This is a genomic window from Bradyrhizobium sp. SZCCHNR1053 (assembly GCF_032381235.1).
Lineage (GTDB): Bacteria > Pseudomonadota > Alphaproteobacteria > Rhizobiales > Xanthobacteraceae > Bradyrhizobium.
This window is the reverse complement of record NZ_JAUHJM010000001.1, coordinates 517,573-539,532: the sequence shown is the minus strand read 5'-3', so window position 1 is coordinate 539,532 and position 21,960 is coordinate 517,573. Positions and strand designations below refer to the sequence as shown.

The window sequence follows — 21,960 nt, the reverse complement described above, 5'->3', positions numbered from 1 at the left end:
CCGGTTGCTGCGTCACGGCAAATCGGTCGACACACCTCAACTAAAAGGGTCGAACTATCAGCCGAACTGATGAGGACAACCGAAGACGCTACTCCTTACGGCTCAATGGACGCGATCTGGTCGGTCTGCGAACGCAATTCCCCTCGGCCAATGGCTGAAGAGGTCAATGAACCTATGATTGTATTATCAGTTGGCCGTCTGCGTAGTAAAATTGACGCTTCTGCATATGACGAAGATAATTTCTTAAAGGCCCTGCAGCACAATGCTCAAGCCGCTCCGCCGCGCGGCCGGATAGCCGGGTGCCGCGCCTGTCACCGATCCCTGGGCAACAGCACCCGGTTATTTGCCGGCGGTCATGTGGCTTCCGACGGCGGATGGTCGATGCCGAGCGCGGCGCACAGTGGTCTGAGATGTTTCTCGTAGCGGCGCCAGCTTCCGATCGAACGGCGGTAGATCGGCTCGCGCACCTGCATCAAGCTCGCCGTGCGCACCATGCGCTCGGTGCGATGGAAGTCGAGGCAGGCATCCTCCCAGTCGAGCCCGCAATGGGCGAGCACGCGGCGTGACACGCCCTCGAGGTCGTCGACCAGATCCTCGTATTGAACGTCCATCAGGATGCCGGGCGGCAGCACCTGGTGCCAGTGGTCCATCACGCTCTCATAGCCCCGGTAGTAGTGGCCGAGCTCGGTCAGGTCGTAGGCGAAGGGCTGGGCTCCGGTGAACAGCAGCGAGTAGCAGGAGACGCAATTGTCGAGCGGGTCGCGCCGCGTGTTGATGATCCTGGCGCGCGGGAATGCTGCGTGGATCAGCCCGACGAACAGGAAGTTCAGCGGCATCTTGTCGACGATGCGCTCGGCCTCCGGCGCCAGCGTCCGAACGCGGGCTGTGTATTCCTGCCCGATCTTCGTCATCTCCTCGGGTGGCAGAAGCGTGATCAGATCGGGATACGCCGGCACGACCTTCTGGCGGTTGGCGCATTCGCCGACGAGCTCCTTGAAGGTCTCGAGCTCGCCCGCGCCGAAGACCTTGGAATGGCTGGCCAGCACCTGCTCCATCAGGGTGGTGCCGGAGCGCGGCATGCCGACGATGAAGATCGGGGCCCAGGAGTTGTCGCCGTGCCCGGTAACCGTGCGAAAGAACTCGGGGGTGAAGCGCGCCGCGACATTTTTCATCATGCCGAGCCGCTGCTCGGAGTCGTAGTCGAAGGTCTTGCGCTTGAGGGTGTTGGCCTTGTGCAGATGCGAGAAGGCCAGGTCGTAGTCCTTCAGGTCGGACAACGCCTTGCCCATCGCGAAATGGGCTGCGATCTGCTTCTCCTGATCGAGCTGGTCGACGCGTTCGAGGAGCTGCCGCAGACTCGGTAGCCGGCTGTCGTCCGGCTTGAACTTCGACATGTTCGCGAGATTGAGGTGGATCGGCGCGTCGTCCGGGGCCAGCTCCAAGGCCTTCTGGAACGCCGCCGTCGCCTCCTCGAAGCGCCCGAGCGCCTGGTAGGCGACGCCGAGATTGTTGTAGGAGCCGAAGCGCTCCGGCTTGATCCTGATGGCCAGCAGGTTCTGCTCGATCGACTCCTCGAGCCGGTTGAGCTCGAGGAAGGCGTTGCCGAGGTTGCCATAGGCGTCGGCATAGTCGGGCCGACTCGCGATCGCCCGCTTGTAGTGCTCGATGGCACGTTCGCGATGGCCCTGGCGCAGCAGCACGTTGGCGATGTTGTTGTGGGTCTCGGCGTGCTCCGGGCTGAAGTCGAGGACCTTGAGGTAGTGTTTCGCCGCCTCGATGTCCTTGCCCGCCGTATACAGCAGGTTGCCGAGCGCGAAATGCGCGTCCAGGTGCTGCGGCTTGTTGTCGATCGCCCGCCGGAGCAGAGCCATCGCCTCGTCGATCAGGCCCTGGTTCTGCCGGACCATGGCGAAGGCGTAGAGAATGCCGGGATGGCTCGGCGACAGCGACAATGCGGTCTCGTAATGCTGTACCGCTACGTCGTAGCGCCCCGCCGAGGCCTCGACGGCGCCGATGCTGCCATGGGCTTCGGCGGACTTGTCGTTTACCGCCACCGCGCGCTGGAAGTAGTCCTTGGCCTCGTCGAGCCGGTTGGCCGTGGTTGAGATCATCCCGAGGCCGATGAGGGCGTCGAAATTGGCCGGCTGGCCGGCAAGGATCAGCTTGAAGATCTGTTCGGCATCGCTGATTTCGCCGCGGCTCTGCAGCCTCTTGGCGACGGCGACCACGCCGTCTGCCAGCGTCTGCAGTGACGCAAGCCGCGTGGCGTCAAATGGCCGCGAGTCCGTCGTCGGCGTGACCACCGGCGGGGCGACGTTGACGGGCTGAGGCTGCGTCATGCCCGCGATCGCCTCGGCGATCGTCGGTCGCAGGGCCTCGGTGCCCAGCGCATCGAGCAGCGGCTTCAGCCGGTCGCCATACATGCGCCAGCGGCCGACCGATCCGGAGAACAGCGGCTTGCGCACCTGCACCACGCTCGCGGTGTTCACCGGGCGTTCGTTCTCGTGGAAGGAAAGGCAGGCCTCATCCCAGTCCAGCCCGCAATGCGCGACGATCTTGCGGGCATTCGGCTCGAAATCGCGCACGACGTCCTCGTAGGACAGCTCGAGCATGACGCCCTGCGGCAGGACCGAACGCCAATGGCTCATCAGCGCCTCGTAGGCCCGGTAGTAGCGACCGAGCTCGGCTAGGTCGTAGGCGAATGGCTGCGGCTCGGCAAACAGTTGCGTGTAGCAGGACAGGCACGTGTCGATCGGATTGCGCCGGACGTGAATGATGCGCGCATTCGGCAGCGCGAGATGGATGAGCCCTGCGAACAGGAAGTTCGACGGCATCTTGTCGACGATGCGCTGGGTACTCGCCGGAAGCTCCGTGAAACGCTGGAGATAGGCGCGCGCGAGGGCGGTGACATCGGCATCGGACAGTTGGGCGAGCATCTCCGGATAGTCGCCGCGGGCGCGATCGGTGAAGAGCCCCGCGGCTGCCGCGAAGTAGTTGACCTCGCCGGCGCCATGCACGGCGGGATGGCTGGCCAGGATCTGCTCGATCAGGCTGGTGCCGGACCTGGGCATGCCGATGACGAACACCGGCGCGTGCGATGGATCGCCATGGCCTGCGCGCGCCTGTAGCATGTCCCTGGAGAACACCGCACGGATGCGCTCGATCTGGCGCAGCGTCTGGTTCTCGTCATAGTTGATGCGGCGGCGCTCGAGGGCATTGCCGGCGTTGAGGTGGACCAGCGACCGTTCGCCGTCCTTGATGTCGGCATAAGCCCGCCCGAGGGTGAAGTGCAGGGCGATGCGCGCATCCTCGGTGAGCGTCTCCGATCTCGCGGCCAGATCCTGCAAGGGCGCCCAGCGCGCGTCGTCGACCGCGAACGGCTTGACCACGCCGTAGTTGAGGTGCGTGCCGATACTGCGCGGGTTGACAGCCAGTGCGGATTCGTAAGCGCGCGCCGCCTCGTCGAGCCGGCCCACGATCGTCAGGACGCCCGCAAGATGGTTCATGGTCGTGGTGTCGCGGGGATCGTGCGCAAGAGCGGCCTGATATCCGGCGATGGCCTCGTCGTAGCGCTGCACGTTCCGCAGCGAGTCGGCGCGATTGCGGTGGGCAATGGCGTAGTCTGGTCGCAGCCGCAGCGCCTCGTCATAGTGGGACAGGGCCTCCTCGTGCCGGCCCGCCGACTGCAGCGCATTGGCGAAATTGTTGTGCGCTTCGGGGAAGTCCGGCCGCTCAGTGACGGCTCGCTCGTAGTGGAAAATCGCCCCCGGCCAGCTCTTCATGTCGAGGTGGATATTGCCGAGATTGTAGTGCGCCTCGGCGAGATGAGGGCTCAACGCGAGCGCCTGCTGCAAGGTGCGAATGGCGGCATCCAGTTCGCCCATCGCTTGATGACAGCCCCCGAGATTGAGCAGGACCGTCGGCATCTTGGGCTCGATGGCGAGCGCTCGGGTATAGTGAGCGATGGCTTCCGGATGCCGGCCGAGCTGCCGGCAGGCATCACCGAGACTGCTGGCTGCTGCCGCAAATTGCGGCCTCGCCGCAAGCGCTGCCTCATGATGCGACATCGCTCGCTCGGACTGGCCGAGCCGCTGCAGGGCGAGTCCGAGCGCCTGGTGGAGGTCCGGGTTCGTGCCATCGATGGCAAGCGCCAGTTCGAGGTGCCGGACGGCCGCTGCGGGATCCCCCAGGCCGTACAGCGCGCCGCCGAGCAGCAGGCGGGGCTCGATCGAGGATTCGTCGAGTGCGGCGGCGCGCGCGAAATGCGATGTCGCCTTGGCGAGGTCGCCCAAGCTTGCGATCGCCTTTCCGACTGTCAAGTGCAGGTCTGCCGAGTCGCCCGCCGCGTCCGCGGCCCGGTCGAGCAGAGTTCGTGCCTCCTGCGCGTCGCCGAGTTGCAGGCGGACAGTCGCAAGGCTGCACAGGGTCCGGAAATGCCTTGGCTGAAGAGCAAGCACTTTCCGGTAGGCCTCCTCGGCAACCTGCAGAGCGCGACCGTCGAGCGTGGACGGGAGTGGCGCGCTGGAGTTGGTCGATGCGGACACGAGTCGGGGGCGGAAGGCGAGTGCTGGCTCGTTCATGATCACAACTGACTGATTGTTCGACGGAAGCAGTTGTCGTGGCGGAATGAAGCGAAACGGAGGCTTGGCGGGTGCCGATCCCGATTGATCGTCTAGAACCCTTCGAGCCGGTGCGGTCGGCGCGCTCCGCGATCTCGCTGCCCGGTCTCGCCAATGTCTTTCGCGCGATCGCCGGCTCTCGCCGGAATGCAACGAAGCCGGCGCAGACCGCGGGGTCTGCACCGGCTTTGATCGGTCGTGTCGTTGGAGGCGTCAGCCCCACATGTGATGCATCGCGTGGTGGTGCGACATGTCCGGACCGCTCGAAGCTGCTGCCGCCGTTGCGGCTGTGGCCGCTGCCGCCGTGTGGTGGCTGCCATGATGGCTGTGGTGGCCGCCGCAGTGGTGCGTCGTGGTGGTGTTGTTGTTGCCGCCGGTTGTTCCTCCGCCGGCCGTTCCACCGCCCGTCGTGCCGCCACCGGTCGTCCCGCCTCCCGTGGTGCCGCCGCCCGTAGTGCCTCCGCCGGTGGTGCCGCCTCCCGTCGTGCCACCTCCGCCCATGCCGCCGCCGGGCGTGGTCGGGCTCGCCGGGGCGCCGCCCGTGCCGTTGGCGATGTTCGGATTGGCGCCCGCCGGCATGCCGGTGCCCTGGGCAATGCCATTGACCGCGGTCGCCGTCACGAAGCTCGTCGCGGATGTCACGTAGGCCGATCCGCCGATCGCGATGTTGTTGCCAGCAATGTCTCCGGCATTGCCGATGTAGTTCGCGGCCGCAGCCTTCAACATCGCCTGATCCGTCGCCAGGGCGGCACCCGTGTCGCCGTTCATGATGCCCATCAGCGCCTTGGTGGCCATGATGGTGTCAGACTGTAGAGCTCCGGCGGCGAGCTCGTCGTCGAACCGTCCCTTGAACACCGCCCCCTGCGCCGCATCGAACGCCGCGCCAAAGTTCTGGTAGTTCGTGATCTGGTCGATCAGGGCTTGCGACGCCGCACCTGTTCCATTGGCGACCGCAACCAATTTCGCACCCAGCGTATTGCCCTCGGCGAGGAACGAGGCCCAGAAATTGGTCTGCGCCTGGTTGTCCTGGAACTTCGTGACGGTCCCGGTCAGGCCGCCGGCCATTTCGGAGAACCCGCCAATGTGACCGGGCGCCCCGGTGCCGCCCGCCGCCGCGTTGAGCGCCGCGTCGTTCTGAAACACGTCGATCATGTCGACGATGTTGTCGGCGGAACCGCGCAGCGCCGTCGGACTGGCCATCGTCTCGGCGACATCGTATTTGTTCAGCTGAAGGTTTGCTTGGCTGAGCAGCGTCATCAGATGAAGTGTCGTCGTTTGGGCAGCAACGGAGGTCTGACCTGCTTCAATCGCGGCGAGCTTCGCCGGGTCATTCAGGATCGCTTGAAGGCCCTGCGTCACGGCCGTGAAATCAGTCTGGATCTGGTTGATGTTGTTGGCGCTCATGCCGCCCAGCGAAAGGTCAGCGACGGCATTGAACACCGTTCCGATGGCGGTCAGGTCGCCCGCTGCCGCTGCAGCAAGATTGGTGGCGCTGTCGTTACCGGCGGGAAGGCTCTGGAACGCCACGTCCATGGCACCCGTGTTGGCCAGGAAGGGAACGTTGTTGAGCGCGGCCGAAAGATGCGCGTCACCCTGGATCTGCGCCAGGATCTGCATCTGCACGTTGTGGATGGTCTGGTCGGCTTCTGCGAGCGTCGCCGGATTGGCCGTCAGCGGGGCGGCGTTGATCAGCGTCGTGAGCTCGTTCGAAACCTGGGTGAGCACCGCGGTGTCGGTCGCGTTGAGCGTGAAGGCCTGACCGCCGACCGTGACCTGGCCGGGATTGGCCAGCATCGCGTTGATGTCGTTCTGCACGGCATGCAGATCGGTGGTGTAGCTGCCGAGGAACGGGTTGGAGTTGCCGCTGTTCTGCGGCGTCGAGAACAGCCCGATCGAGATGCGAGTAGCGTCGTTGAACACGACGCCGGCCTGCACGAGGTCGGTCGACAGGTTGAGCGCAGAGGCGCGAACCAGCAGATTGGACGTGCCATTCGCCAGCGCCGTCGGGTTGAAGGTATTGGCTGCCATTGATCATCTCCCCAAGTTTCAACCCGGCGTCTGCTGCTTGGCGTATCGGCAGCACGCGGGCGTTGATCGGGCTGCGACGTCTCGTTCACCCCTCGCGGAACGGGCGAAATGTCGCAGCCTCAGAGCACCTGGGAATTATTTGCTCCAATGGGGCCAAAAGAAGCGCCGCCGAGTCCTCAAATATGATGTTGTTCGGGCAAATGACTACTGTCGCAGCCGGGTTACGGCCGCGCCAGAAAGCGAACTAACTCCTTGATTTCCGTCGTGGCAGCCCTGTAACACCGTCGCTCAGCGACCCGTCGACGCACGGTGCAGACAAGAAGTTGCCCCGATCTTGGGGCCTATCATCGATCTCTCCTTAGAAAAGTTCCAGCGTGACGGACGCGCTCCGCGCGGAACAGAACATGCATCTTCGCGAATCTCGAGAAGCTCCTTCATTCAGGCCGCGTCATCTCTTCTCCTCGTTGAACTAATCGTCGTTCTCGTTCGCCCGGGAGCGTTGACCTGATCTGGTTGCTCCCGGGTATCTGATACCGCCGCAGTTGGTGCGGGCTGCTTCGTCCTGCCGTGTCAACCCCACATGTGATGCATGGCGTGGAGATGCGACATGTCGGGCCCGGCAGCCGCGGCCTGGCTCGTATGCGCGCCCTGGCTGTGATCGTGATGATGGTGATGATCGCTGTGATGCGTGGCGTTGCTGCCGTTGTTGGCCGTGGTGCCCGCCGACGTGCCGCCGGCCGTCGTTGTTCCGCCGGTCGACGTGCCTCCGTTCGCCGCGGTGCCACCGGCTGCAGCGCCGCCGGCGGCGGTGGTTCCTGCCGCAGCAGTGCCGCCGGTGCCGTTGGCCAGGTTCGGTGTCGCGGTGACCGGAATGGTGCCGTGCGCGGTGCCCTTGATGGAGGTCGCCGCCGAGACCGTCGTGGCCGTCCCGACATAGGTACCGCCATTGACGGGAATGTTGTTGCCGGAGACGTCCATCGCGTCCGCCGCAAAGCCCTGGCCGGCAGCGGCGATCATCGCCTTGTCGGCCGCGAGTGCTGCGCCGGTGTCGCCGTTGAGGATGCCCTGCAGGCCCTTCACGGCACCGGCGGTGTCGGCTTCGAGCGTGCCGCTGAGCAGTTCGTTGTCGAACCGACCCTGGAACACGGCCCCCTGGGCGGCGTCGAAATTGGCGCCGAACTGCTGGTAGTTCTGGATCTGCGTGATCAGGGCCGCGCTCGCCTGCGCACCGCCGGTCGAGATTTTCTGCAGCGTGGCGTTGATGGTGTTGGCCTCGGCCAGGAATGCGGCCCAGAAATTCGTCTGTGCCTGGTTGTCCTGGAACTTGGTGACCGTCCCCTTGAGCCCGCCCGGATCCTCGGCAAAGCCGCCCGCATGGCCGGCGTTGCCGTTGCCACCTGCCGCCATGTTGAGGTTGGTGTCGCCCTGGATGATGTCGATGATGTCGAGCAGGTTGTCGGCAGTGCCGCGGAGAGCGGCCTGATTGCCGGTGGTCGCAGCCTGATCATACTTGCCCAGCTGCAGGTTGATCTGGCCGAGCGCTGTCTGCAGATGGATCGTCGTCAGCGCCGCGGCGTTGGCAGTCTCGCCAGCCTCGATCTGCGCGAGCTGGGTCTTGTTGTTGAGGATGGCCGTCAGTCCGTGCTGGACGGCGGTGAAGTCCGCGGTCACCTCGGCAAGGTTACCGGTGTTGATGCCGCCCGAGGCGACCTCGACGGCCTTGTTGAAGACCAGACCAACGTCCTTCAGGCTGTTGCCGGCGGTAGCGGCGGCAAGACTCGCCGGATCGTCCGCGCCGGCGGGCGACGTCTGGAAGGCAACGTCCTGACCGCCAGTATTGGCGAGGAAGGGCACGTTGTTCAGGGCGTTCGCCAGATGCGCGTCGTTGTGGATCTCGCCCAGGATCTCCTGCTGGAGCGCATGAATGGTCTGGCTGGCCGCGGCCTGTGTGGTGGCGTTCGCAAATTGTCCCGCGGCCTGCAGCAGCGTGCCCAATTGGCCCTCGACATTGGTGAGAACCGCCGTATCGGTGGCGTTCAACGCGAAGGTATGCCCGCCGAGCGTGACCTGGCCCGGATTGGCGAGCATCGCCGCGATGTCGGTCTGCACCGCGGTGATGTCGGCCTGGTAGCTGCTGAGGAAGGCCGGCGAGTTGCCGCTGTTGGCGAGACTGAAGAGACCGAGCGAGGCGCGCACCGCGTCGTTGAAGACGACGCCAGCCTGCACCAGGTCGGTCGAATGCTGGATCGCCGTGGCACGGGTCAAGAGGTTCGACGTGCCGTTGGCAAGCGCGGTCGGGCTGAAATTCACCGGCGTGGCGCCGCCAGCCGGCGGCGTCGACGATGAGCCGCCGGTGCCGTTGGCAATGTTCGGGGTTGCCGTCACCGGGATCGTGCCCTGTGCCAGGCCGTGCACCGACGTGGCCGTCGAGACCGTGGTCGCCGAGCCGACATAGGTCGCGCCGCCGATGGCGATGTTGTTGCCGGAGACGTCCATGGCGTCGGCCGCGAAGCCCTGGCCGGCAGCGGCGAGCGCCGCCTTGTCGGCCGCCAGCGCCGCGCCGGTGTCGCCGTTCAGAATGCCCTGCAAGCCTTTCACGGCGGCCGCCGAGTCGGCTTCCAGCGTGCCGCTGAGCAGCTCGTTGTCGAAGCGGCCACGGAAGACGTTGCCTTGGGCGGCGTCGAAATTGGCGCCGAACTGCTGGTAGTTCTGGATCTGCGTGATCAATGCCGCGCTGGCTTGCGCGCCACCGGTCGAAATCTTCTGCAGGGTTGCGTTGATGGTGTTGGCTTCGGCCAGGAATGCGGCCCAGAAATTGGTCTGCGCCTGGTTGTCCTGGAACTTGGTGACCGTGCCGGTCAATCCGCCGGGATCCTCCGCGAAGCCGCCGGCATGGCCGGGCATTCCGTTGCCGCCGGCCGCCATGTTCAGATTGGCGTCGTTCTGGATGATGTCGATGCTGTCGAGCAGATTGTCCGCGGTGCCGCGCAACGCGGCCTGATTGCCGGTCGTCTCCGCCTTGGCATACTGGTTGAGCTCGAGGTTGACCTGTCCGAGCACCGTCTGCAGATGGATGGTCGTCAGCGCGGCTGCATTCGCCGTCTCGCCTTTCTCGATTTGGGCGAGCTGGGTCTTGTTGTTGAGAATGTTGGTGAGACCTTGCGAGATCGCGGTGAGGTCGGTGGTAACCTCCTGAAGGTTGCCGGTGTGGATGCCGCCGGAGGCGAGGTCGACGACCTTGTTGAAGACGAGGCCGACGTCCTTCAGCGTGTTGCCTGCGGTCGCAGCGGCCAAGGTCGCCGCATCATCGGCACCGGCCGGCGTATTCTGGAAGCCGACGTCCTGGCCGCCGGTGTTGGCGAGGAAGTTGACCTTGTTGAGCGCGCCGGACAGATGCGCGTCGCCGTTGATCTCCTGCAGGATCTCCTGCTGGACCGCGTGCAGCGTCTGATCCGCGGCCGTGATCGTGCCAGCATTCGTGATCTGCGGTGCGGCCGTGAGCAGCGTCGAGATCTGCGCCTGCACGTTGGTAAGAACGGCGGTGTCGGTCGCGTTCAGCGTGAAGGCCTGGCCGCCCAGGGTCACCTGGCCGGGATTGGCGAGCATCGCGGCGATGTCGTTCTGTACGGCGTGGAGGTCGGTCGTGTAGCTGCCGAGGAACGGGTTCGAGTTGCCGCTGCCGGCCTGTGAGAACAGGCCGAGCGAGGCGCGCACTGCATCGTTGAACACCACGCCGGCCTGGACGAGGTCGGTCGACATGTTGAGCGCTGAGGCGCGCACCAGCAGGTTCGACGTTCCGTTGGCCAGCGCCGTCGGGTTGAAGGTGTTGTTCGCCATAGATCATCTCTCCCCAAGTTCATCCGACGCCCGGCAGGGCCCCGTACCGAAACTGGCCAGACGATGCGGAAGCGCATCGGCCCTGCGTCGGACGTGCTGCGCGCCGCGCCTCACGCCCGTGCGCTTCTGTGCCGTGCGCTTCTGTGCCGCGCGCTTTTCTGACGCGCGTTACTTTGTCGCACCTCGCTATATGCTCGGAGCAATCGGGCCAAAAAAGGCGTGGGGGAGTCCGCAATTATGTTGTTCTCGAGACATCGCGGATCTGTGACGGATGCGCCGCGATCGCGTGCCAAGTGATTGATTCTTGGTGGCAAGCGGCAAATGCGAGGGGGCGCGATCAGGCGCGAGCTGCATGTTGTCGTCAAGATGCTGCCTGCATCTCGCCGGTGAGTGGCCGGTCTCCAGAAGTCAGCCGTAGGGTCTGTCAGACGTTGTCAAGGCTGCCTGGCGACACTTGCGCGCGGCCTTGCCGCAGGGCCATCGCTGGAAAAATGCCACGATGGATCATCCGTCCGGGTGAGCTTTAAGGTGAAGGCGTGGCGGCCGGCCAACCGCGCCGAACGCTGTTCAGGACGGCGGCGCAGCCTGGCGCTGCGCCAGGAGCGCAGTCCTGATCTTCTGCAGCAGCGTCGTATAGAGCTGATTCCAGGCCGGATCATTCTGCCCGTTCGCGTCCAGCCCTTGCTTGGTGAGGCCGAGGCTGATCCGGTAGACGGCGAGGGCGCCGTCGATGTTGCCGAGCGGAACGAAGGCATCGCCCAGATTCTGGTAGGAGTTTGCAAGCGTCTGCTGCAGCAACGGATCGTTGGAGGCGCTGTTGGCGAGGTGGGTAATCAGCGCGGTGTTGGCGCGACGCTGATCGAAGGCTTCGGCATGCCGGCCCTGGGCGGCGAGCACGTCCGCCAGCAGAGCGTGACACCAGGCGAGATCGCGCTGGAAGCTGAGATTGCCGCGGTGTGCTGCGGTCAGCTTCTGAACGATGGCGAGGCTGGCGGAATAGGCGGCATGCGCGGCCTCGAGGTTTCGCTGAACGAACAGCACGGCGCCGATGCGGTTCAAGGCGACCGAGAGGTTGCGTTGAAACCCGGCGTCGTCCGGATTGGCTCCGGTCAGGTGTCTGACGATGGCGATGCTCTGCTTGTAGTTCTGCAAGGCCTCCATCAGATCGCTGGCGGTGGCCGCGCGATCGCCTTCCGCGATCCCGGCGGCAGCCTGATCCAGCAGTCTGCCGGCGGCGACCGTGACGCCGACCGCAAGGCCCCCGTGGGGAACGTCGCCGCGCGGCTGCGCCAGCAATGCGGCGAGCGCGACCGGCTCGTCGCTCTCTACGGAGTCCTGCACAGACTCTGCCCTGGAGGTTCGATGCCGATCAAAGGGCGCAGGCGGCGCCTGCTGCTGAGAGGTGCGCGGTTTCGGAGGCAATCCCTGTCCGAAGCCGGGAATTCGAAGCAACATGCCCTCGACCTGCGCGGCCGTGATCAGGCGCGTGCATTCGAACTGTCGAGGCGTGCCCTGCCATCGCGGGCACCACAGAAAGTCCTCATGGTCGAAGCGATGACGGACATCATTCCAGCAACTGTTGCAGGCGTGACGGTTGATGACCCGATAGGGGGTCGCAAACTCGTTGGTCGGATGAGTGAAGCCGCTGATCAGCACGACCGGAGTGCCGACAGCCCAGGCCAGCCATGACAGCCCCGAGGAAAGGCCGATGAAGAATGCGGCGTGCTTGAGCCAGCGGGCGCGCTCGGGCAACGGCCGGTCACCGGTCTGATCCTCGGCTGCGGCGGGAATTTGCGTTCGGAAAGTGCCGTGGCTGCGCGCCGCGGTCTGATCGATGCAGATCACGCGATAGCCGGTCGCGCGCAGGAAATCGACGAGGCTCTGCCAGCCCTCAGGATTGTTCCAGTGCTTGCACGCGGTCGTCGCCTGCACCGCGATGCAGACATAGGGCTCCTCGATGGGACGGCTGTCTTCGCTCAGTGCGACGCGCGGCGGCTGCTCGGCCGGATCGACGCCGAGGATATGAGCGGCCGTCCGATGCAGGCCGACCTGCCGGAAATCACAGGGCTGATGGACCAGCTCGGCATCGTCGAAGAACAGCGCGACCGAGTAGGTGGCGTAGTATCGCTCCGCCTGGACCATCTCGTGGCTGAGGAACGTGATGTCAGGGTAGGCGGCGCGGAACAGCGGGATCAGCGGCTCGCCCATAGCACAGCTCAGGCGGCACCGATGCAGGTCCTTGAACCTCACCGCATAGCCCATCCAGCCGATGATGTCGCCGATCGTGCCGACCGGGAACTGGATCAGGACGTCTCGGTCGGTGGCATCATAGTCGTGGCACAACAGCAGCTCGGGCTCTGACCAGACTTCGAGCCTGAACGGGACGAAATAGCGCTTGCTACTGTTGACGTGCCCTGAACGCAGGTCGATGTCGAACAGGACGTTGGTGGTCTCGAGATCGCTCAGCCGGACGCGCCAGGGGTGTCCGGTGTCGGGGAGCATCACACGGCAGCCGTCGTTGAAATCGAAGCGCAGCCCCTGGGGACCCTCCTGGGTCGGCACGGCCGCTGGCGGCGGCAGCCGCGGCTTGCGTGCGTGATCAGACGCCTCAGTGCGGGCGCCGGGCTGGGCGTCGGCGGGTAACGCACGTGTCGGCACCATCGCCGGGTCCGAGGTGCGGGGAAAATTTGCAACGTTCATGTTGAGGTGCTGACGCGGTCTGCGTTCATTCGTGTGCGATGACGCCGACCGCGGCTGTTCGGGCCTTGTTACTCCACGAAGGCGCGGCGCCACTGATCGAGAACCGGCTTCATCAGATAGCTGAGCATCGTCCGGCTGCCGGTTTGAACATAGACTTCGGCCTGCATGCCGGGCATCAGGTTGACGTTGCCAAGCCGCTTGCGCTCCTCGTCGGACAGCGTGATCCTGACCGTGTAGAAGGTGGAGCCGGTTCGCGGGTCATTGGTGATATCAGGCGACACGAACGAGACCTGGCCGCTCAATTTCGGCGTGGTGCGCTGGTTGAAGGCGTTGAAGTGGACCATCGCATCCTGCCCGGTGTGAACGTGATCGATATCCTTGGGCTGGACGTGCCCTTCGACCTGCAGTTCGTCCGAATCGGGGACCAGCTCCATGACGGTCTCACCCGGCTTGATGACGCCGCCGATGGTGTGGATCGCCAGCTGGTGAATGGTGCCGGAGTTCGGCGCGCGCATCTCGATGCGATCGAGTTGGTCGCGCGCGGCGACGCCCTTCTCGACCAGATCGCCTTCCTTGGCCTGGGACTCGCTGAGGTCCTTGACCACCTCGCTGCGGAAATCCTGATCGATCTTGACGGTCTGGAGCTCGGCTTCGCTGATCTTGGACCTCGTCTCGGCCACGCTGGAGACCAACTGGCCGCGTTCGCCGTCGATTCGAGCGGCTTCCCGCTGCAGCGTCGTCAGTCGCGTTAGCGGAACGAGCCGTTTGTCATAGAGCTCCTGCACGCCGGCCAACTCGCCCTTGATCAACTCGATCTGCTTGTTCTTGGATTCGAGCTGAGACTCCATACCGCTGATCTCGTTGTTCAGCTGGACGATGCGGCCTTGCAGCAGCTCCTTCTGGCTCTTGCGGGTCGTGGCACGGGCCTTGAACAGCGCGTTCTCCGACGCGATGACGGTGCGGACATTTGGATCGTCCTGACGTGAGGTCAGCGTGGACGGATAGTCCGGCTGATCGAGACCGTCACGCTCGGCCGAGAGCCGCGCAATCTTGGCGCGCTGTTCGTTCAATTGCTTGGTGATCGCCTGGAGCTGGGCCTGGCTCTGCGTGGCGTCGAGCCGCACGAGCAGATCGCCCGCTGCGACGCGCTTGCCGTTGTCGACCTTGATTTCCGCGACAATGCCGCCGGTCGGATGCTGAATCGCCTTCACGTTGGATTGCACCACGAGATTGCCGGGGACCACGATCGCGCCGGCGAGCGGCACGAGGGTCAGCCAACCGCCGCCGAGAACGCCGGCGACAAGCAGCACCCGCATGCCGAGACGCAGCTCGTTCTCGAACATGCGGCTGACGCGCGGCACCAGCGATTCGTCCGAGCCGTCGTCGAGATCGGCCGCCGTTCCTTGCGTCGCAATGAAGGTCATGCCGGTGGTCAAGGCCGTGCCGGCGGTGCCGACCAGGCGGCCGACTCGGGTTTGCGGAACGACAGGCGCATGCGCCAGGCGGGCAGGGAGGTTCTGCTGTCCCATCGGCCGCGGCGCACCGACGCCGAAATTGCCGTCGCGTCGCGCATCCTGCAGGTCGAGCAGGGATGCCGAATTGCCGCCCGCCATGCGTGCAGGCGGATTGCGCTGGGGTGGCGACAGCTCCGGCTCGTAGCCACGCATCGGTGCGGGCTGCTGCCAGTCCATCTCGCGGATGCCTTCACCCCGGCGTGCCCGGGGCGCCTGGGCGCCGAGACCGAACAGCGACAGCGACGCACCGAGGGCGCGGCCCATGGTGCTGCCCTTCTTCTTCGAGCGCGGCTTTGGCCTGACTTGCGACGGCGGCGGACGCCGGCGCTTCTTGCCGCCGTCACGTGCGCCGCGGCGCTGCCGCGGGTCCTCGTCCGAGCCGTCGTCGAATGCGCCCTGCAGCCGCTGCAGTTCGAGAATCAATGCATCGCCCTGCGGACCGACGGCGCGGGTCTTCGGTCGCACATAGTCGTCGTCGTCGAAGGGCCTGAAGTCGTTGATGTGTTTCATTGATCAAGCGCTTTCTGCTGGGGCGGCGCGACGAAGCGAGCGGGCGTTCGGATTTGGCGCCGCTGCCGGAGCTGCAACCCTGGGCGGAGCAGGAGCATGCGCGACGGCAGGTCCCGCGGCCTTGTTGGCCCCGGCGACGCGGGCAAAGATCTCCTGGCAGGGCCCGAATGCGATCGCCTTGCCCTCGTACAGCACCAGCGCCACGTTGAGCGCATTCAGCGCGCTGGGACGGTGTGAGATCACGATCACGATGCTCTGATTCTGTTGCCGCATGATCTGAATGGCGCGGCTGAGCGCGTTCTCGCCGTCGGTGTCCAGATTGGCATTTGGCTCGTCGAGGACGATGAGAAACGGATCGCCATACACCGCGCGGGCCAGACCCACGCGCTGCCGCTGACCGGCCGACAGCGACATGCCGCCTTGGCCGATTCGCGTCGAATAGCCTTCCGGCAGCCGCAGGATGATGTCGTGCACGCCGGCGATCTGCGCCGCCTTCAGAATCGCATCCGAGCTCGCATTCTCGTCGAAGCGGCAGATGTTGTCGGCGATGCTGCCATCGAACAGGGCAACGTCCTGCGGCAGGTAGCCGATGTGGCGGCCGAGATCCTCGTTGCTCCATTGGTCGAGCGCTGCGCCGTCGAGGCGGACGGAACCATGCTGTGCAGGCCAGATGCCGACCAGCGCCTTCGAGAGTGAGGTCTTGCCGGAGGCACTCGCGCCGAGCAGTGCCAGACCCGTGCCTGCCTTGATCGAGAACGACACGTTTTGAACAATCGGCCGGTCGGTGCCCGGCGCGGTGACCGTCAGCTCCTGTACGGTCAGCTCGCGGAACGGGCGGGGCAACGCGACCGGCGGCGCTTCCGGCCTGGCGGTGGCCTTGCAGATATCGCGCAGACGCGCGATGCCCTGGCGCGCGGCGACCAGCTGTTTCCAGCTGCCAAGTGCGATCTCGATCGGGGCGAGCGCGCGGCCCATCAGGATCGACGAGGCCATCATCACGCCGCCGGAGGCCTGCTCGGAGACGACGAGCGCCGCGCCGATGCCGAGCATGCCCGACTGCAGGATGAAGCGCAGCACTTTCGCGGCGGCCCCGAGATTGGCGTAGACATCGCTCGCGCGAATGTTGTCCTTCAGATAGCGCTCGTTGACGGCGTTCCAGCGTGCCGAGAAGCGATCCAGCATTCCGAGCGCGCGAATCACCTCTGCATTGCGCTGGGTAGCATCGGCGAGAACCTGCCGTGCGGCGCTCGTATCGCTGGCGGATTTGCTCGCCTGACGCGACAACCGGTCGGTCACCAGCGTCATCGAGATGATTCCGACCGTGCCGATGACGGCCGTGATGCCGATCAGCGGATGAAACAGAAACATGCCGATCAGGAAGATCGGTATCCATGGCATGTCGAGAAAGGCGGTCGGTCCCATGCTCGACATGAAGGCGCGGAGCTGGTCGAGATCGCGCAGTGGCTGCTGCATCAGCATCGGCTTGGTGCCGCGCAGGGGCAGGGTGGCCAGAGCGTGATGAATCGCGTCCTGCAAGCTCGCGTCGAACACGGTCGCCACCCGGCACAGCATGCGGGTGCGCAATGCGTCGAAATAGCCTTGAATCAGATAGACGACCAGAATCATCACCGACAGGCCGACGAGCGTGGCGAGATTTTTGCTCGGAACGACGCGATCATTGACCTGCATCATATAAACCGAGCCCGAGAGCATCAGGATGTTGATGACGCCGCTGAACACGCCGATGCCGGCCATGCGTTTGACAGCCTGGCGCAACCCGCGCGTCACCGGATCGTCGCTTCCCGAGAGAAGGTCGTTGAGGGCAGCCGCGGCTTTCGTTCTCGGGCGGTCTTGAGCCAGACTCATCCAGGCGCGTCTCCCAAAACACAGTGCTTCACTCCGCGCTATTGACAGTCGATACCGACGATTTTCCGGCAACAATTGGACACGTGGGCAATTCTGTCGCAGCGACGGGGGTACACGACCGGTGCGAGGTACAATGCGCCGGGCCGGCTCTGAAAAGTTGTGGCGTCGCTCAGCGCGATCGGGTCTGCGCGAAATCTGTCCGCGATCGTCGATAGTTGCAGCGTGATAACAGCCATCGGCATGCGACGCGCGTCACACATTCGTCCGTCTATCACCTTGGTTCCGTACTCATTGGTCGCGGTCCGGGCCGAATGACGCCACGAAGGCGAATAAATCTTCCTGCGGTGCAACGCACAGGCGTTGTCATCTCGATCATGCGGTATTCGATGATGGTGCTGAGAACGATCATGATGGCGGCGGCAACACGAGGGCGTGCGGCTCCGCGCACCAATCCAAGACGTGCAATCAGCTCAGCCGGCCATGGTGGCCGACGATGTGTTCTATCATCGAACGTGCGGCCGCTGTGGAACCAGTGACCCGTCCAGCATCGGGCGCACGAGATCAACATCAACTCGAGGGAGGACGAAGCAGATCAGTCCGCGGGTGATCCGAGCAACTCGTCACCGGCTCGGGCCGCGGCAGCTGATCGACCATAGGCGTGATCCAACCGATCACGTTCAAGCGTAGCGGGGCAACGATTGGGTGCAGAACGGCGCTGTGACGCCGAAGTCGGACGAAGTTGCTCACTTAGTAAAGCGTATCCGGGGGACGACAAAGTTGCTGGACGACATCACCATCGAGACGCGTGATGCGGGAATGGATTCGGGTCGAGGGGCGGCCTGCAGGGTTGAATACCTAATCATCCCGCGCCGGATCGATCCGCTGAGACGAAATACGGTCGCCGGGTCGGCGGTGAATCGCGCCGATCGCGTGCGCGCAGCTCTGGAGGCGCACGCATGAAGATCCGCAAGACCGACTATGGAACGATCATCCTGCACTGGACCCTGGTTGGGGCCACTGTGATCGCCTTCATGACAGGGCTTCGCATGGCGACCGAAGCGCCTGGACACGCGTGGATCGCCAACAATCTCGACTGGCTGCTGCCCCGGCACCGGACCTGGACCTGGCACATGCCGGCTGGGGTCGTGCTCGCGAGCGTGGCCCTCGCCTACATGATCTATATCTCGAAGTCAGGGCTCGGTCGCCGCGTCACCATCGACAAGATGCGCTTCAAGGGCTTGCTCGGCCGCCGGCCGGCGCGGCTGGGATCGATCAGTGTGATGCTGCACTGGGTGCTTTTCATCTCCATGGCGATCCTGATTGTCACCGGAGGCATGCTCTTCTTCGGCGTGGCCTCCGGCTACGTCACCATGATGATCCACTGGTACGCGACCTGGGTGATCCCGGCCTTCGTGGTGCTGCACGTCCTGGTTCACTTCAGCATCGGCGGAAAGATGCAGCTCTATCGCGTGTTCCGGCCGGCGCCGTTGCCGCCCCCGCCGCCGAAGCTCGATCCCGTCGAGCTCCTCACGATGTTGGTTGAGCAGTCGGAAAAGCTGGAGGAGGCGGAGGCGCCTCCGAAGAGGCCGGCGCCCGCTGCGCGGCCTGCAGCGCGTGAGCCGATGCCGGCGCCGCGGCGCATGGAGGAGCCGATGCGGGCGCGTTCCGAGCCGCGTGTGCCGCCAGGCCGCATGCGTCCGCCGCCGGCACCTGCCAAGGGCAATTCCCGCCGCCGCAATCCGAGCTTCCAATCCAACCCGTTCATGGTCGCGATCGCCGCAGCCATCGTGATCGGTTCCGCGATGTTCGCCGCCGACTACTACGCCGAGGACACCGTCACGGTGTACCGGATTGCCACATCCGATGCGCCGACCCTCGACGGCGATTCGTCGGATCGCGTCTGGCGCAACATCCAGCCGCACATGGTCACGACCAACCAGGGCGACAATTTCGACGGTACCGGCGAATCGCGAGTGTGGATCAAGGCAGCGCATGACGGCACGTGGGTCTACTTCCTCGTCATCTGGGAGGATCCGACGCGGTCGTTGAAGCAGCTGCCGCTGATCAAGAAGGCGGATGGCTGGCATCTCCTGCAGAACGGATTCGACAAGGGCGACGAGAACGACTTCAACGAGGACAAGTTCTCGCTGTTGTTCACGACGCTGCCGATCACCTTGGCCGCGGACCGAACGTTTCACATGAGCTCGCAGCCGATGCCAGACAAGCCGCCGACCCTGTCCGGTCGCGGCATCCACTACACGCCGGCGCCGAATCTCTATGCCGACGCCTGGCTGTGGAAGGCGACGAGCGGCGGCCCGACCGGATGGATGGACGATGATCATTTCGGTCCGCCTGCGGAGCCGACACCGGATCAGGTCAAGGGACTCACGCCCTACAAGGGCGGGTTCGCGTCGGATCCGGGCACCGCGAACTATTCGGACAATTTCGTGATCGACAGGGAGGCCGCAAGACTAGGGAATCGGGGTGTGAGACCGAAGCGTCTTCCGAAGGACGTCGCCGCGATGACCGCGGCGATGGGCGAGATCAATCTCGATCCGAACATCGGCGAGAGTGAAGGCGCACGCTGGTTCATGACGGAGGCCGAATCCGTGCCGTATTCGGCCGAGGCGGATGCGCAGACGCCGATCGGGACCGTCGTGCCCGGTGTTCTCGTCAGCGGCGAGTTCACCGGTGATCGCGCGGACATCCGTTGCGCAGCGCGTTGGGCCGCGGGCCATTGGACGCTCGAAATTGCCCGCAAAATGGACACGAAAAGCAAGTACGACGTTCCGATCAAGAATGGCGTGTTCATGCGTGTCGCAGCGTTCGACCATACCCAGATCAGACATACGAGGCAGATCCGGCCTATGCGACTTGAGGTGCAGTGATGGGTAAGATTTGCAAAATCCAGTACAACAGGGAAACGTTCTACGCGAATGTGGGCGATATCCTGCTCGACGGCGCCATCAACAGCGGCGTGGATCTGCCCCATGACTGCCGCAGCGGAATCTGCGGATCCTGCAAAGTGACGGTCGTCGACGGCAAGCTGTTCGGCGGCATGGAAGGCGACATGGCGCATGCTTGCCAGGCGCGTGTGGTGTCCGACCTGAAGATCATCACGGAGCCCGTGCCGGACACGGTGACGATGAATTGCGAGGTGGGTGATCTCGTCCGGCTCGCGCCCGATGTCGTCGGTGTCACCATCGAGATGCCGAAGCCGCTGCGATTCTTCCCCGGGCAATACGCCAAGGTCCAGTACCGCGGCTTTCCGACGCGTTGCTACAGCCCGACCTATCCGATGGTCGGCGCGCCTGACAGCCATCTGCTGTATCTGCACATCCGCATCCTGAAGGATGGCTTGGTGTCGTCGGCGCTTGGCCGCGACATCCAGGTCGGCCATCGCGTCAAGCTGACGGCGCCGCTGGGCACTGCGTTCTTCCGGCAGAAGCATCGCGGTCGAATCATCCTGGTCGCGAGCGGCACGGGCTTTGCCCCGATGTGGGCGATCGCGGTCGCCGCCATCACCGAAAATCCGAAGCGCGAGATCGTCTTCATCGTTGTGTCGCGCACCTTGCAGTCGTTCTACATGCATCAGGCGCTGTGCCGGCTCGCGCGCTTCCCGAACGTGAAGATCATCCCGATCGTGTCGGAGCCGCAGAACGTCTCGCCGGCGATTCGCAGCGGCCGGCCGACCGAACACATGCCGGAGCTCACACCGAACGACGTCGTCTACACCTGTGGCGCGCCGGCCATGACGGAGGCGGTTGCGAAGATGGCGCGCGGGGCCGGAGCGAAGTGTCACTGCGATCCGTTCGTATCATCGGCGCAGCCCTCCGAGTCGAGCGGCGGACTCATGAATCGGCTGGTCGGGTGGCTCGACAGCCAGCGCGGCCGGCCGGCCATGTTCCAGCCGGCGGAATGAGATCGTGGCGGCCGCGACGCGCGCGGCCGCAGTCCGGCGCTCAGCCGGCCACGAAAGCGAGCAGAGTGCCGGTGGCCGACGCGGGCGGAACGATCAGGCTCGCGCCACTGCGCACGGCTGCCGCGTCCAGAACCTTTTCGGTGGCGGTCAGATCGTGTGAGGCCAGCACCAGGCCTGCGCCGCCCCGCTCCGGCAGGCCGGCAAGCGACACACCCGGATAGCGCGCTGCGAGCTGGTCCCTGGTCAGGAATACGAAATCGGCGCGGTCACCGCCCGAGGTGACGGTCACGGCGCCGTCGGCTTCGTCTCGGCCGTCGCGATCGATCAGGCGCGACAGGTGAGCCGCGTCCTTGGCCGGGTCCGGCGTCACGATCAGCGCCTGCTTCAGTTGCTTGGCGGCGTTGGCATGGCGCATCAGTTCCGGGATCCAGACCGTCTCGCGCGTCTTGTGCTGGCAGGCGAAAATGCGCAGGCCGCCCGGAGCCTCCGCGACCGGCCATTGAAACACGCGGAATTTCGCGGCCGAGATGCTGCCGTCGGGCAGGGGCACCGGACGCTCGAAGTCGATGGGACCAATCGGCTCGAAGCCCTTCGCGCGAATTTCCTCTGCGCCGGCCGCGGAATCAATCGCCGTGAAGGCGATGCGCTCGATGCCTTCGCCGCGCTGGGCGAGGAAGTTGCGGGTCGGAACGTTATGGTCGGTCTCGGCGAGGATGCCGAGCAGCTCGATGTAGTCCGGATCGAGCATGATGGTGTAATTGCCGGATCCCATCTTGGCGCTGTGCGTGCCGCGCGGAGACAGCGTAAAACCCAACCGCTTCCAGGTATCCGCCGCCGCGTCGAGATCCTTCACCACGACGACCGCGTGATCGATACCGATGACATTCTTGAGGGCCACGCGTTTGTCTCCTTGCAGCGAACTTGGCATATTGGCGGCCGAACTATGCCCAATCGACCCATGCAC

At 64.9% G+C, this 21,960-nt stretch carries 10 protein-coding genes; 3 read left to right on the top strand and 7 right to left on the bottom strand.

Annotated features, from left to right (window positions below):
* Positions 1-353 precede the first annotated feature (353 nt).
* From QX051_RS02515 to QX051_RS02490, 6 genes are all read right to left on the bottom strand, one after another.
* The gene (locus QX051_RS02515; RefSeq protein ID WP_315774918.1) at positions 354-4,580 is read right to left on the bottom strand and encodes a sulfotransferase; all 4,227 of its coding nucleotides are present in this window, start codon (positions 4,578-4,580) and stop codon (positions 354-356) included.
* A 252-nt stretch (positions 4,581-4,832) separates the two neighbouring features.
* Positions 4,833-6,647: a hypothetical protein gene (locus QX051_RS02510; RefSeq protein ID WP_315738091.1), complete on the bottom strand. Its 1,815-nt coding sequence runs from the start codon at positions 6,645-6,647 to the stop codon at positions 4,833-4,835.
* A gap of 570 nt (positions 6,648-7,217) precedes the next feature.
* On the bottom strand, positions 7,218-10,484 hold the full coding sequence (locus tag QX051_RS02505) for a hypothetical protein (protein ID WP_315774917.1): 3,267 nt from the start codon (positions 10,482-10,484) through the stop codon (positions 7,218-7,220).
* 567 nt (positions 10,485-11,051) lie between these two features.
* Complete coding sequence (locus tag QX051_RS02500) at positions 11,052-13,184, bottom strand: autotransporter strand-loop-strand O-heptosyltransferase (protein WP_315774916.1); 2,133 nt, start codon at positions 13,182-13,184, stop codon at positions 11,052-11,054.
* 68 nt (positions 13,185-13,252) lie between these two features.
* Positions 13,253-15,208, bottom strand: a complete 1,956-nt coding sequence (locus QX051_RS02495) for an HlyD family type I secretion periplasmic adaptor subunit (RefSeq protein WP_315774914.1) — start codon at positions 15,206-15,208, stop codon at positions 13,253-13,255.
* A 3-nt stretch (positions 15,209-15,211) separates the two neighbouring features.
* Complete coding sequence (locus tag QX051_RS02490) at positions 15,212-17,074, bottom strand: type I secretion system permease/ATPase (protein WP_315738087.1); 1,863 nt, start codon at positions 17,072-17,074, stop codon at positions 15,212-15,214.
* Between the two features lie 777 nt (positions 17,075-17,851).
* Between QX051_RS02490 and QX051_RS02485 the strand changes: the two genes are divergently transcribed.
* The 3 genes from QX051_RS02485 to QX051_RS02475 are packed head-to-tail and all read left to right on the top strand — an operon-like array spanning position 17,852 to position 20,996.
* Complete coding sequence (locus tag QX051_RS02485) at positions 17,852-18,034, top strand: hypothetical protein (RefSeq protein WP_315738086.1); 183 nt, start codon at positions 17,852-17,854, stop codon at positions 18,032-18,034.
* The gene (locus QX051_RS02480) at positions 18,031-19,962 is read left to right on the top strand and encodes an ethylbenzene dehydrogenase-related protein (protein WP_315738085.1); all 1,932 of its coding nucleotides are present in this window, start codon (positions 18,031-18,033) and stop codon (positions 19,960-19,962) included. Before QX051_RS02485 ends, QX051_RS02480 begins: the two co-directional genes overlap by 4 nt.
* Entirely contained in the window at positions 19,962-20,996 is a 1,035-nt protein-coding gene (locus tag QX051_RS02475) for a 2Fe-2S iron-sulfur cluster-binding protein (protein ID WP_315738084.1), read from the top strand. Before QX051_RS02480 ends, QX051_RS02475 begins: the two co-directional genes overlap by 1 nt.
* Positions 20,997-21,036: 40 nt before the next feature.
* On the opposite strand, the gene QX051_RS02470 is transcribed toward QX051_RS02475, so the two are convergent.
* The gene (locus QX051_RS02470) at positions 21,037-21,894 is read right to left on the bottom strand and encodes a VOC family protein (protein ID WP_315775302.1); all 858 of its coding nucleotides are present in this window, start codon (positions 21,892-21,894) and stop codon (positions 21,037-21,039) included.
* Positions 21,895-21,960 lie beyond the last annotated feature (66 nt).

Excerpts from the sequence above, each read along its gene's own strand:
- QX051_RS02480 (WP_315738085.1), top strand. The coding sequence starts at position 18,031 with ATGAAGATCCGCAAGACCGACTATGGAACGATCATCCTGCACTGGACC.
- QX051_RS02510 (WP_315738091.1), bottom strand. The coding sequence starts at position 6,647 with ATGGCAGCCAATACCTTCAACCCGACGGCGCTGGCGAATGGCACGTCC.
- QX051_RS02495 (WP_315774914.1), bottom strand. The coding sequence starts at position 15,208 with ATGAAACACATCAACGACTTCAGGCCCTTCGACGACGACGACTATGTG.
- QX051_RS02475 (WP_315738084.1), top strand. The coding sequence starts at position 19,962 with ATGGGTAAGATTTGCAAAATCCAGTACAACAGGGAAACGTTCTACGCG.
- QX051_RS02490 (WP_315738087.1), bottom strand. The coding sequence starts at position 17,074 with ATGAGTCTGGCTCAAGACCGCCCGAGAACGAAAGCCGCGGCTGCCCTC.
- QX051_RS02505 (WP_315774917.1), bottom strand. The coding sequence starts at position 10,484 with ATGGCGAACAACACCTTCAACCCGACGGCGCTGGCCAACGGAACGTCG.
- QX051_RS02515 (WP_315774918.1), bottom strand. The coding sequence starts at position 4,580 with ATGAACGAGCCAGCACTCGCCTTCCGCCCCCGACTCGTGTCCGCATCG.
- QX051_RS02500 (WP_315774916.1), bottom strand. The coding sequence starts at position 13,184 with ATGAACGTTGCAAATTTTCCCCGCACCTCGGACCCGGCGATGGTGCCG.